This window comes from Pedobacter sp. CFBP9032 (genome assembly GCF_034045265.1).
Classification (GTDB): domain Bacteria; phylum Bacteroidota; class Bacteroidia; order Sphingobacteriales; family Sphingobacteriaceae; genus Pedobacter.
The window spans coordinates 300,071-313,812 of sequence record NZ_JAXCWE010000003.1 but is presented as its reverse complement, the minus strand read 5'-3'; the positions used below and the strand labels follow the sequence as shown (position 1 = coordinate 313,812).

The 13,742-nt window shown below is 40.3% G+C and carries 7 protein-coding genes; 1 reads left to right on the top strand and 6 read right to left on the bottom strand.

Features of this window, described 5'->3' with window-relative positions:
* Positions 1-163: 163 nt before the first annotated feature.
* Positions 164-1,150 carry a 2-hydroxyacid dehydrogenase gene (locus tag SOM16_RS07925; protein WP_320463457.1) on the top strand — a complete coding sequence of 329 codons (987 nt, stop codon included), beginning with the start codon at positions 164-166 and terminating at the stop codon, positions 1,148-1,150.
* A gap of 472 nt (positions 1,151-1,622) precedes the next feature.
* Here SOM16_RS07925 and SOM16_RS07920 read toward each other — a convergent pair whose 3' ends face one another.
* The 6 genes from SOM16_RS07920 to SOM16_RS07895 all read right to left on the bottom strand — a co-directional run bounded on the left by SOM16_RS07920 (position 1,623) and on the right by SOM16_RS07895 (position 13,652).
* Positions 1,623-4,406 (bottom strand): M16 family metallopeptidase, encoded by a 2,784-nt coding sequence (locus SOM16_RS07920; RefSeq protein ID WP_320463456.1) that lies wholly within the window; start codon positions 4,404-4,406, stop codon positions 1,623-1,625.
* 13 nt (positions 4,407-4,419) lie between these two features.
* Positions 4,420-6,708, bottom strand: coding sequence for a Gldg family protein (locus SOM16_RS07915; RefSeq protein WP_320463455.1), 2,289 nt, complete (start codon positions 6,706-6,708; stop codon positions 4,420-4,422).
* 72 nt (positions 6,709-6,780) lie between these two features.
* Complete coding sequence (locus SOM16_RS07910) at positions 6,781-7,701, bottom strand: ABC transporter ATP-binding protein (protein ID WP_320463454.1); 921 nt, start codon at positions 7,699-7,701, stop codon at positions 6,781-6,783.
* A 68-nt stretch (positions 7,702-7,769) separates the two neighbouring features.
* Complete coding sequence (locus tag SOM16_RS07905; RefSeq protein WP_320463453.1) at positions 7,770-9,185, bottom strand: RagB/SusD family nutrient uptake outer membrane protein; 1,416 nt, start codon at positions 9,183-9,185, stop codon at positions 7,770-7,772.
* Positions 9,186-9,195: 10 nt separating this feature from the next.
* A complete protein-coding gene (locus SOM16_RS07900; protein WP_320463452.1) occupies positions 9,196-12,573 on the bottom strand; it encodes a SusC/RagA family TonB-linked outer membrane protein in 3,378 nt (1,125 codons plus the stop codon).
* Positions 12,574-12,674: 101 nt separating this feature from the next.
* A complete protein-coding gene (locus SOM16_RS07895) occupies positions 12,675-13,652 on the bottom strand; it encodes a FecR family protein (RefSeq protein ID WP_320463451.1) in 978 nt (325 codons plus the stop codon).
* Positions 13,653-13,742: the final 90 nt, after the last annotated feature.

Here is a 13,742-nt window from a genome sequence, read left to right as displayed (position 1 = left end):
TCTCTTCATAACTTATTGGTAGATTCTTGAAGCAATTACCTCAGTAAGCACCCATGCAAAGTATATCTTTAAACCAGCTAAAACGACCTTCTCAAAATATGATTTTAGATAATCTTTATCTACACGCTTATAATGACTACCTTACATCAAACCTATCCTCCCTATGGAAATTGCTGTTTTTAGTACTTGTGTGTATGATCAAGAATTTTTAGAAAAATATAATACCGGCCATGAGCTTGTCTATTTTGAACAAGCCTTAAATTTTGAAAACGTAGGCTTAACGAAGGGCTTCGATGCAGTTTGCTTATTCGTAAACGATAAGGCTAACGCAAAAGTGCTGGATAAGTTAAAAGATAATGGTGTAACGTTGATACTCTTACGTTGCGCTGGGTTTAACAATATAGACCTTGAGGCCGCAGAGGAAGTAGGCATACGTATTTTGAGGGTTCCGGCTTATTCTCCGGAAGCAGTTGCCGAGCATACTTTAGCCATGATTCTTACTTTAAATCGTAAAACCCATAAGGCCTACAACAGAATCAGGGAAGGTAATTTTTCGCTGGAGTCGTTAATGGGATTTAATTTAAATGGTTGCAAGGTTGCACTGATTGGCACTGGAAATATTGGTAAAGCATTTTATAAAATTCTTAAAGGTTTTGGTTGCCATGTTGTAGCCTTTGATCCTTATCCAGACCAAAATCTTATTGCAGAAGGATTAAGCTATGCCAGTCTTGAAGATACACTTCGTGACGCAGAAATCGTTTCCCTGCACTGCCCCCTCTCCGATCATTCATTTCACATGATTAATGCGCAAACTTTAAAGTTTTTTAAAAAAGGTGCTATGCTCATCAATACCAGCAGGGGCGCACTTATAAATACACCAGACGTAATCCAGGCCTTAAAATCGGGGCAACTTGGTTATCTCGGGCTTGACGTATATGAACAGGAATCGGGGTTGTTTTTTCAGGATCTTTCCGGGGAGGTTATCCAGGATGATCTAATTACCCGCCTCATCTCTTTTCCAAATGTACTGATTACCGCTCACCAGGGCTTTTTTACCCGGGAAGCCATGCAGCAAATTGCCGAGATTACCTTCGCAAACGCCGATGCTTTTGTTAAAGGTGCGGCAATGCCTAATGAAATTAAACCTTAATCACACGGTTGCCATGCCCAATAGATGGAAAAAAAGTGCGCTTTTCAGCAATAAAATTAAACATGAAAAATATTTATTTAATGCGCTGTACCATCCTCAACTCATTAATTAAAAACCTAAATATCAATAAATTAGATAATAGACAAGTTCTATTTAATCATCAATAATTTTAAAAAAAACGAACTTTAAATAAAAATATTTTTAATAAATAAAACAATTCCTCATTTCTCCCGTTTATATAATCGAGAGCGTTAATTTAGATTAAACGGGAACTAATCTTCGGATTAGGTCCCGTTTTTCATTTAAACTAAGTTTCGTAAAGATTATTAACCTAACCCACGGGTTGGTGATGCTTCAATCATCCAAAACTTTTCCTCATTAATCTGCTAATATCATGGGAGCTAAAGGCATGAATTTTTCTGTTGGTAAAACACCAACAGATATCGGAATTTCCTGTAACTAAACCCAATTACTATGGTTGCAGGGTAAAGATAATCTCATTTTTCCTAACCAAAAATTGCTGGCTATACACCTTACTTTCGTTCGTATTGATTTTTAATAATTCGCCCGGATAACTGAATATACTGCCCAGGGGTTCCTTTTCTTGAAGGCTATTTTCCAGATAGCTTGTCCAAAACTGGTTAGATCTTAAATCCAGTTCGTTTGCCCTGGTTTGTTCCATAATAAATTTCTGTAGTTCTTCGTTTGAAACACCACTTTTGGCTAAGTTATCAAATTCGTCATTTGCCGCCTTGATTAGCATCTCCATTCTTAATGGATCACATTCAAAAGAGATGGATAGCGAGTAGAAATTAACCGGCCATTTATCCTTAGTCAGATATACACTTGGAGAATAGGTGCCTCCTTCTACTTCCCTTAACCGGGTAGTGAGCCGGAGTTGCAACGTAGCCTTCAACAATTCTAAATACAGATTTGCTTTCCCCGAATACTTATACATTCCGCTGATGACCATTTGCACAGTTGCTTTATTGGATTTATCTCCGGTTAAATCTTTCCGGAGGTATCCTTGAGGAACCCGAATCTGTAAATCTTTCGGCGCCTCTATTTTCCCTTTTTGTGGAAGAGAACCCAAATAACGCTGGGTATACATTTTTAAGGAATCTACCTTAAAATTTCCTGTAAAAACAAATGTAAAATCTGCAGGATTAGCAAATCGTTCTAAAAATATAGATTTAACTTTTACCGGATTAATCTGATCGAAATCAGTAATGGAAACTGGCTTACGGCGTGGATGATAATTGGAGAGCACATACGTAATGGTATCTGTAAAGTCTCGTTCTGCATTCGGGCTTCGATTTCTAAAGGCAGATTTTGATTGCTCAATAATCTTGTTAAACCGTGCAGTATCCAACCGGGGTGCACTCATGTACAAATGAACCATTTCCAGCGCGGTTGATAAATCTTTGGATGCACTATAACCTGTAAAGCCTTCCGTTGCAGAGGAGATGTATGGAATAACATTAACAGCCTTTTTATTTAAAATATGATCCAGCTGATTGGCGTTAAAGTCGCCCAAGCCACTGTTTACAATAAAAGTAGTTGCATATTTTGCAGAATAATAATCTGCCTGATTATAAAGTGAACTCCCTCCTTTGCTAAATCCGGAGAATACCACTTCACTGTTTTTGAATTCAGTTGGTTTGGCATAAATAGCTACGCCGTTAGCTAACTTCCAATGATAAACACCTGCTTCCCTTATCTGCTCTTCTTTAATTATTTTGCCACCTGAAGGAATAGCTTTTAACAAAGCAGAAGCAACAACCTCCGATTTATAAGGCTTTACGGCTAATTTTTCAGCGGTATCCATCCAATCTTTCAGTTGTTGCTGATCGGGCAACAAAGCCTTTCCTTTTTCCGGACCGAAAACCAATATGGTACTGCTTTCACTCCCTAAGAATGTGCCCAGGTACTGTTGCGTTTCCTGTTCTGTGATACTGTCGATGTACTTATTAAACAGCCTACTCCGATCTTCCACACTTAGGAAAGCATCGCCTTTAATAAAATGATCAACGTATTCATCCGCATAATTGGAAGATTTAACTTTATTTTTTTCAGCCATTTGAAGTTCCATTGAGCCAGTGAGTCGTTCTTTTACAGATTGTAACTCTTCAGGAGTAAAGCCAAACCGCTTCATCTGTGTCACTTCTTGCCAGAAAGCATCAAAGCCTGCCTTTAGTTTTTCGGGATCTAAGGAAACAGCCAGCCCCAGTACATCTACATTTGCAATCAGCGGACTGATTCCGCCACTGGCTTGCAAGTAAGGGGGTTTTTCGCTGTTAAAGATTTCCTTCATCCTATTTTGAAATAGCATATTGGTTAATTGCCTCACCAAACTTTCCCTAAAATCTTCATTGGTTTTCATAGACAGGGCTGAACGTTTAAAGTAAAACCGGAAATAATATTGTCCAAGTTCCGGGTCGGTCAGCTTCATAAAGTCTTTTGAATTTTTCAGTGTTACCGTTTGTTGCTGGCGGGGAACCAGCGGCACAGGCGGTTTCAAATCAGAAAACAAATGAATAACCTGCTTTTCTACTTCCTCCACGTCAATATCACCAACAATAATCAAAGCTTGTAAATCGGGTCTATACCACCTTTTATAGAAATTCCTGGCCAGGTCTACAGGAGCATGCAGAATCACTGCAGTTTTTCCGATAGGCATTCGTTCTGCATATAAAGACTGATCAAAAAGAAGAGGCTGATATTGCTGCGCCATTCTGCTCGCCGCATCGCTACGTTGTCTTTTCTCTTCCAGTATTACGCCACGTTCCTGATTAAATGCTTCTTCATCTATAGTGGCATCGGCGGCCCAGTCGCGCATAATCTGCAGACCGTTTTTCCAAAGCGCAGCGCTATCTGTAGGAATTGGGAGTTGATAGATAGTTTCATCATATGAGGTAAACGCATTAAGGTCTGCGCCAAACTTTACGCCAGAACGCTCGAGGTAACCAATAAGCTCATTTTTAGGAAAGTGCCTGGTTCCATTAAAATTCATATGCTCAATAAAATGAGCTATCCCTTGTTCTTCAGCGCTTTCAAGTATTGATCCAACTTTATTAGCCAGGTAAATAGTAGCCCGTTTTGCAGGCTCCTGATTTTGCTTAATATAATAGCGAAATCCGTTCCCTAAAATACCTGTCTTAACTGAAGGATCATTATTTAAGGGCGATTGTTGCGCTCGGGAGGTTAAGGAAATTATCATCGTCAGGCCTAAAAGCAGCCCGTTTGTTATTTTCATATTTAAGGTTTTATTAACGCCTTTTTCTTCTGATTAACATCCAGGATACCGTCAAAGCGATCAGCGCAGGGAGAAATCCTAGAAAGGTCCATCGCATCCAGGCCACCTGCGTACTATTTAACAGGATTTTATTGTCTATCGGCTCCTCGCGCGTGGTATCTATCGGAAATTGTCCATGACTAAACCACCCGAACAATTCGGTTACGAAAGAAAAATTAATGGCTTTTGGCTTGGATCTGGACATTTCCTTATTGCTCATAAAATCGGCGTCTCCGATCAAAAGAATACGCTGCTCACTATTTTGGTGCTTCCTGCGGAGGGCAAATGCAACAGGATATGATTTTTTATCCTGATTTTGCCTGGCATCTTTCAGTTCAGCAGATGGATCTATTTCGTAGCCATTAATCTGCCAGGTATTCGCAGCCTGGGTAACCAAAACCGGAAGTGCATCGAAGATTGTTGATGAATCAATTTTAATAGGTGTGGCCGTTGGTGTAATCACAAACGGACTGTCTAGTTTTATAAAGCTGCTGGCGGGCATTAATTGTTTCCAGTTTTTACCCGATAGACCACTGATTACAAAAGATGGCTCATAATCTTTACTTTTCTGAACCAGCATGCCTTCCCCTATTGATGCTCCGGTGAGGGATAGTATCGGGTTTGCAACTGCTCCGTTCCCAGGCTCTACGGCTAACATCAAATTACCTCCATCTTTAATGTAAGTGGCAAGATTTTCCAGTTCCTGTGCATCATATTTAATTTTTGGATCGGAGATAACCAAGACATCAACTTTCTTTTTAAGTGCAGGCTGGTCTAACTTTATGGTGTTTACCTCAAAGCCCTGGTTAATTAGTGAGTACCGGAAGGAAATTTCATTAGTGGCGATCTGGTAATCCTTATCTCCAGACCGGTTGATACTACGTTCTGCATGGCTATCTACAAAACCGATTTTGGGCGCATTAACAATTAATCTTTTCAACGCGGCAGTAATTTCTTTTTCTGCAGGGTTCTTGAATAAATCATCAAACATTCTAAGGGTTACCTTCTTATTTTTATAAGAGATTACCCTGACTAACCTGTTCCGTTCTGGCTTTAAATCAATAATATTTTTAATCTGTTCAGGGCGAAGAAATTTTTCAAAATCTATTCCGGTAATCTTTGCCATTTTCATGGCTATTTGTTCATCATTCAATCCTGGATTCTCCTGGTATAACCGCTCATTCTGCGAATGATCCCAATATAAAATATATTCAAATTTCATATAGGGCATAAACCTGGAATACATATCAAAGTGCTTTTTATCATCGTTTTGATAAGAAGGAAGGCCGAGAAAATAATTTTCATCCAAAAGATTTACATAAGTGGTAATCAGCACTGGTTCAGTAAACTTATTAATCACCTTTTTACTGGAATCTGTTAGTGTCCGCCTGTTGTTCCGGGTCATATCTACATAGCCCATAAACTGTGGCATTGCGCTTATATAGCCTGCCAGCAACATTACAGAAATGAACAAGGTATAGCGCAAGAATTTACCCAAAAAAGATATGGTTCTGCGTTCAAACTGGAGCTTAAGTATTGTGAGCCCCAGAAAAAGCAAAATCACAATTATAAAGTAAAGGATATCATTGGATCCTATCAGCCCATTTATTGATTCTTCTGCCCTGCCGGAGATGGAAAGGAAATAAGTGATATCGCGAACGAAATCTATATCCTGCCAAAGCCCACCAACAAAATTAAGTGCAGCCAATACAACAAGTGTACTAATGGCTGCAACAACCTGGTAACTGGTTAAACTAGACATGAATAAACCAATTGCAGAATAGGCACAAGTAAGTAGAAACAGGCCTATCGTCCCGGAGAGTACAAACAGGAGATCAACGTGATCAATGGTAAAAAGAGAGATCAAACCTGTGCCCAGCAAAACGCTCATCAGCACAAAACAGTAGGTAATCATAGCCAGATATTTTCCAGCCACAATATCAATCATACGGATTGGAGAAGAATACAAAAGCTTTATGGATCCACTGTGTATTTCTCTACTAATCAACCCCATGGTTAAAAGGGGAATATACAAATAGAGGTACTCTTGCATTTTTGGAAAAAGAGAGAAAAATCCGGTAAAAACTGTACTGGTGAGGTCATCCATTACCTGCCCCATCTGCTGCGCCGTTTCCATTCGTTCAATCAGTGAGGTATATTGCCATCCGGCCTGTACCACAAAAACTATTAATACAATCCAGGCAACGGGAGAATAAAATAGCAGGCTTAGCTCAATACGGGCAATCCTTAATATGTTTTTCATTATTATTTTCTTTAGGATAAAAAAGCAGGAAGGGTATATGATTTTTGGTCGCCAACAGCTTTTTTTGAATAATTATTTATTAGAAAGTTGTGCAAAAATCTGGTCGAGAGAACTTTTCTCTAACGTGATCTCCCGCATCCGCCATCCGTGCCTGCCGCTGATCTCAATCAGGCGCTCACTAATTTCATCTCCGGGGGTAAAGTGAACCCGGAATTTTGTAGCATTAATGGCCTCAACTTTTTTCACGCCTTCTAAAGCTTCTATAATCTCGATTACCGGCGGATTTATGAGCGACATCACCAGGGTATCAGGCTCTATGTAATCGTTAAAGGCATCCATGGTATCAGAAAATACCATTATGCCATTTTCAATCATCTTTACCTGGGTACAGGTAGCCTGAATTTCTGAAAGGATATGGGATGAAAAGATTACAGCTTTTTCTTCGCCAATTTCCTTAATTAATTTACGCACCTCAAAAATCTGGTTCGGATCTAGGCCATTTGTGGGTTCATCCAGTACCACAAGCTTTGGTTCGTGAATGATGGCTTGTGCAATCCCCACTCGTTGTTTATATCCACCAGAAAGATTGGAAATTAATCGGTTCTTAAAATGTGATACCCCACATTTCGCCATTGCCTTATCAACTGAAGCTGATACTTTTTTACCATCAATAAGTCTCAGGTAGGCACATTGCGTAAGGTATTCTTGCACGGTTAACTCCATATAGAGTGGTGCGTTCTGCGGCAGAAAGCCGATTAGCTTCTTCGCCGCTATGGGTTGCTGGTTCATATTAAAGCCCCCAATTTCAACCTGGCCTTCGGTTTGGTTTAGTACGCCACACATAATATTCATGGTAGTGGATTTGCCTGCACCATTTGATCCGAGAAGGCCCATTACACCAAGTTCGCTAATTTCGAAATTGATATCCTTGATTGCCCAGGAGGTTCCATAGCGATGCCAAAGATTGCTGATTTTTACTATACTGTTATCCATCAATTTATAGTGCTTTTACTGGGCTGATACCCTGAAAATTCAGCAGTATCAGCCTCAGTCGTGAATGATTAATATCCCTGGTTCTGAATCAAATTTGGATTTGAATCAATTGCGGTTTGCGGTAGTGGAAAAAACTGCGCAAATGGACGCCAGGTATTTGGCTTAGCCGCAGACATTACTGCATTTATCCGACCGGTTCTTTTGAGTGTTAACCAACGGTCACCTTGTTCGCAAAATAGTTCAATCTGCCGTTCATGTTCTATGGCCAGGGCAACATTAACTGATGTTGTTAAAGGTGTTGTTAATCCGGCACGGCGGCGAATCAGGTTCACATCATCCAGGGCAGCTTGCGCATTACCGAGCGCGAGGCTGGCCTCTGCACGAATAAGATACATATCAGCTAAACGAAGTAAGGTTGGCAATTCAGCACGTCCGGCTGCAGTGGCAGCATCGGTATCCACATTGCGATATTTATAGGGTTCATAAGCTGTAATTCCACGTATGGTAACTGTTCTTACCCATGCATCCCGACGAAGATCCCCCGCCTCAAATGCCGAGAGCAAACTTTGCGTTAAACTAAACGGAGATGCTGAAGCAAAAGGTCCGCTTTGCAGGTTTTGCCCTTCGTTCGTGTAACCACTGGTTGCATTTAGTGCAGATCCCAATTGCAAAATAGCCTCTGTTGAATTAGCCAGGAAAATATCAGCTAATCGATTTCCGGGCAGCAATTGGTATAAGCTGGTGTTGGCAATAACTTCAGATGCATTTCTCGAAGCCTCCTGCCAGTTACCTGTTGCTAAATAGGCTTTTGCCAACATGGCTGTTGCTGCAGCCTTGTTTACCTGCTGCCTGTTGCTTGTGCCTGAATTGGATGGATAAGCATCACTCAAAGCAGCCTTCGCTTCGGTCAAATCCTGAATAACCTGGGCATAAACTGAGGTTGCAGCAGTTCGGGGAAGCGTTGCAGTTATTTCTACATTTGTAGTAATCACTAATGGAACATCTCCATAAAGCGCAACCAGTTGCATATACAGGTATGCACGCATCGCTTTCGCTTCTGCCATCAATTGTCTTGAAACAGATTCGCTAATGGCAGCGTTGTTGTTCAGCCCTTCAATTATCGCATTAAAACGGTAAATCGAAACGTACGAATCATTCCATATATCTGTAGTTAATGAACCTGCAATGGCATTGTAAGAATTATTAAACAAGGGTGCATAACGTGCAGGTGCTGCAACTGCACGGATTTCATCCGCAGCAATCGCGTTTGCCAACGTCATATTTACCCCATAGGCTTGAGAGGAAGAAATGTTACTATAAGCACCAGACAATGCGGCTTTAGCTGTTTCAGGTGAGGAAAATACAACTGAAGTAGGCCGTTCATTTACGGGTGCATCGATATTGAGTATTTTTTTACAACCCGAATTGGCCAGTCCAAAGGCCAGAAAGCAAGCCATAGTTAAAATTTTTGCTATATTATTCATTGCTCATCTATTAAAAGGTAAATTGAAGTGCACCAACAACTGTTCTTAACGGAGGAAGGTTTACCCCCTGCGATTCAGGATCAAAGCCCAGATAATTGGTTATCGTAAATAAATTTTGTGCCTGAAGTTGAATCCTCAGCCGCTGTAGCTTAATGCGCTTTAGCCAGTTACCATCAAAGTCATAAGACAGATTTACATTTTTTAGCCTGATGAAAGAAGCATCTGTTAATATAGCATCAGAGCTGATATAATCAGAATAGGCTTCATATGCATCATTAAAACTGCTGGTTACCTGAGGCTGTGTTGGCAATCCTGCATTGATATAGGCTAAAATTGGTTCAGCTGCACTGTTGTACAGGTAACCTGGAGGATAAAAGGACTGCGACAAAATATTCCTGCCTTTTTGCTTAACAAACTGAAACAAGAAATCCAGCGTTATTTTCTTGTAGCTTACCGTATTTGAAAAGCCACCATAATATTTCGGCTGGATAGCGCCGGCAAAATAACGGTCGCCACGTCCGGTATCTATAAAACCGAAGTTCACGGACCCGTTTCCGTTCAGGTCTGCAACTGTAGGCAAACCCGTTTGAGGATTAAAGCCCGTGTATTGAAATGCATAAAAGCTATTTAAAGGTCTGCCGATTTGATACTGAGAATAGTAAGAAGTTTTTTCGATATCTGGAAATTCCTTTAATTTATTTTGGTTTAGCGAAATATTAAAATTGGTAGACCAACTGAAATTTTTGCTTTTGATATTCTGTGAATTCAGGGTAAATTCCCAACCTTTGTTTTCAACTTTTGCCGGAAGATTTGCCTGATAGCTGGTAAAGCCTGTTTGGATACTTAAAGGGAAATTCACCAACTGGTTGCCAGTAATGTTTCGATAGAAAGCAACTGATAACGACAACCTATCCTTGAAAAAGCCCAGATCTATTGCGGCTTCCAGTTTTTTGGTTTCTTCCCAGCGATAATTCTGGTTGGCAATACGAATTGCATCAAGGCCACTTACGCCGTTATACACATATGGAACTGATACATAAGAATCCAGATATTGATAATCCCCAATCTGATCGCTACCTACAATTCCATAACTGCCCCGCAGTTTCCCAAAACTTAAAAAGCTGCTATTTTTGGCAAAACTTTCTTCAGAGAATACCCATGCAGCACCAGCAGATCCGAAGTTACCATACCTGGAGTCCAGGCCGAACCTTGAAGATCCATCCCTTCTAAAGTTCAGGTTTAAGATGTATTTACTTTCCCAATTGTAATTCAGGCGACCGAAGACAGATACATATTTATATTGGCTTGAGCTGCTACTGGTACTTACATCTCTGGCAGATCTTAAATCTTCTAAAAAGTCATCAGAAGGAAAGGCATTAGCCAAGGTATAAAACGGCTGTTTAGATTTTTGGGATTGCCAGGTTCCACCAATCAATGCATTCAGCTGCCCTTTTGCTATATTTTTAGTATAGGTTAATTGCGGCTCTACAATGTAATTGGTGGTTACATCATAAGCAAATATACTTCTAGATTCATTAAAAACTACCCCAGGGTCCATTGATGACATTGGATAAAATCTGGACTGATCCATATCAGAACGGTTAAAACCTAGTGATGTCTTGAATGTCAGGCCCTGCATAATATTATAGCTCATCACTAAATTGGTAATCAAGCTCGTCGAAATATTTTTTTGTCTCTGATTTAACTGTGCCAGGGGGTTTCGAGGAATCCCAAAATCGATACCACTCCAGTAAAAGCTTCCGTCAGCATTGTAAAGGGGATAATTTGGTGGCAAGCTATAGGCAGCCGAAGTCTGATCTAGTACCGAGACCGTATTTTTTTCAGCACTGTAAATCGCAGAAAGGCTGATTTCAAATTTTTGATCTAAGGTTTTATGACCAATGTTGAGGTTGGCAGCAGATCGTTGGTAGCCCTGTTGATTGGTAAACACATTTCCCTGATCAAGAAAAGTACCACTCAGGCGGAAGTTGGTGCGTTCATCGCCACCGCTTAAGGCCAAGTTGGCATCTGTCATCTTCGCACTGTTCCCGATAAGGAGCTTTTGAAAATCGGTATAACCATTCTGATCCCAATTAGTAAGGTCATAAGCTTGATCCGTTACCGGATCATCGCCAGTATTTTCATAACCCTTTCTGCGTATAGCCAGGTACTCCGCTGTGCTAAGTGTTTTCACAAAATGATTCACTTCAGATACACCATGTTTAACAGCGCCTTCGAGGCTAGTTTTTCCGGCTTTGCCTTTTTTAGTCGTAATTAATACCACTCCATTTGCACCGCGTGATCCGTAAATAGCGGTCGCATCGGCATCTTTAAGCACATTAATGCTTTCAATATCTGCCGGATTGAGGCTATTGAGCGGACTAGTTGCTCCGTTTGCTGCATGAAGTGAGTTTCCTGACTGTGCGTTGACGGCCTCTGCCAGATAAGGTACACCATCTACAATAAAGAGTGGATTATTTCTCCCTGCCAAAGAATTTGTACCCCTAATGGTAAAATTCATGGGGCTTCCAGGCAGTCCATTGCCCTGCTGAACATATACACCAGCTACCCTTCCCTGAAGTGCAGATGCCGGGTTAACTGCGGGTGTATTAAATAAATCATCTGCAGAAACACCCATTTCTGAGCCAGTACTTGTTCTTTTTGAGGAGGTTCCGTAACCAATTACATTTACCTCATCCAACCGGCCCGGATCGGGCTCCATAGTCAGCTCAAGTTCCTGGGTTCTTGATGCGCGGTGCTGGACATTTTTATATCCTACATAAGAAAAGATAAGAATCGTTTCATCCTTTGGAATTCCAATCTGAAACATGCCCTCCCGATCGGTAGTGGCAACATTTGGTGCATTGTTAAGTTTAACTGATACGCCGGGAAGTTTATTGCCAGCTTCATCAGTTACCGTTCCATACTGCAAAAATCCGGTCGTGTTTATTTTTTGTGCTGTCCGGTCTTGCTTATCTGTTAATGGTTTACGTGGAATACTTTTTAAAATTATATACTCATTGTCTACCATTTCATAGTCAATGCTATACTCACTTAAAATTTGAGCCAGTATTTCACTTACAGCTTTATCTTTAAAATTACGGTTAAGCTTTTTCGATTTGTTTAGTAGCGCCTCATTGTAAATAAATTTAATCTTGGTCTTGGATTCAAGAAGCCTGATAGATTCTTCCAGGGAAGAATTGACAAAAGAAATATCAATTTTTGGTTCATTTGCAGATTGGGCGTGCGCATAATTACCTGCGAATAACAGGACAGCGATGATACAAATCTGTATTGTTTTTATCCCCCTGAAGTGTAGGTTAACACAGTCTTGGGCACTTTGGTTCAGTAAGACATGGAAATCCCATGTCAAATATTTTTTATACATTTGAAAGGTTTAAATATTGAGAAATGAAAAATTTAAAACCGTAAATCGGGGGTGTTAGCGCACCTCCGATCTTAGTTATAGGAAGTAGATCTATATCTTCATCAAAAACAGCCTCCTCCCGTTAGTTTAATTTTATGCTGGTCGATTTTGTAGGTAGCATTGATAGAAAGGCAAAGTAATTGAAGCGACTTTTCCAAAGGAAGATTGGTCAGATCTGCAGTAATCAAACAAGCATTGTATTCCCCGGTATAACCTTCAAACTTCACATCAAATTTTTCTTCAAAGCGTTCCATTATTTCTTCGAAAGGTACTTTTGAAAATGACATATCATACTGAGTACCTTCCAGGAGCTGAGTAATTTTGGTGTCGTTAGTTTCAGAATTAAAAGACTCTGCTTTTTGGGCAGTTCCATGAAAAGAATGGTGAGCCGCAACCAGAATTTTTTGTGGTCCTAAAGACTGGTCTTTCCTAACCACTTCTACTTTTCCGGTTAGAACGGTAATGGAAAAATCTTTATCCTCTGCTCCGGTTTTGAGGTTAAAACTAGTGCCAAGTACGGTAGTGGTATAATTACCCGAGCGGATTTTGAAAGGCCAATGCTTATTATGGGCGATTTCGAATAAAGCTTCTCCTGTTAGCTTTACCTCACGGGAGCGGGTTCCAAAAGTTTCCGGGTAAGAGAGGCGGCTGTTTTTCTTCAACCATACAATACTACTGTCTGGAAGGATAATTCTTCTAATCTGCGCCTTGCTTTGAACGGTATGGATCACTACCGGGCTGTTTACGCCTTCAAAATATTGATAGCATAGGAAACTGATTCCCATAAAGAGCAGGACAGCAGCGGCTATTTTGATCCATGTAGGAAACAGCTTAACCGCTTTTTTTCTGGAATGACCGAGTTCGCTTTTAATATTACTCAGTAAAAGGTTTTTAACCTGTTCACGTCCCTCCGCATCTATATAAATCTCCTCTGGCAGAGGAGATTCGTACCAGGCATCAAGTTCAGCCTTTTCAGCTTTAGATAAGTTTTGATTCCGCCATTTTAAAATGAGGGATTTTATGTGTTCAGGAACCTCCATTATTAATAATATCTAATTACCATAATATAATAGAGTATCTTTTTTAAGCAATTACGTACGCAAACTGAAAATAAATAATATTTATTTATT

Bases quoted from the DNA above. Each gene is read 5' to 3' on its own strand.
- SOM16_RS07925 (WP_320463457.1), top strand. From the start codon at position 164: ATGGAAATTGCTGTTTTTAGTACTTGTGTGTATGATCAAGAATTTTTA.
- SOM16_RS07905 (WP_320463453.1), bottom strand. From the start codon at position 9,185: ATGAATAATATAGCAAAAATTTTAACTATGGCTTGCTTTCTGGCCTTT.
- SOM16_RS07915 (WP_320463455.1), bottom strand. From the start codon at position 6,708: ATGAAAAACATATTAAGGATTGCCCGTATTGAGCTAAGCCTGCTATTT.
- SOM16_RS07920 (WP_320463456.1), bottom strand. From the start codon at position 4,406: ATGAAAATAACAAACGGGCTGCTTTTAGGCCTGACGATGATAATTTCC.
- SOM16_RS07910 (WP_320463454.1), bottom strand. From the start codon at position 7,701: ATGGATAACAGTATAGTAAAAATCAGCAATCTTTGGCATCGCTATGGA.
- SOM16_RS07895 (WP_320463451.1), bottom strand. From the start codon at position 13,652: ATGGAGGTTCCTGAACACATAAAATCCCTCATTTTAAAATGGCGGAAT.
- SOM16_RS07900 (WP_320463452.1), bottom strand. From the start codon at position 12,573: ATGTATAAAAAATATTTGACATGGGATTTCCATGTCTTACTGAACCAA.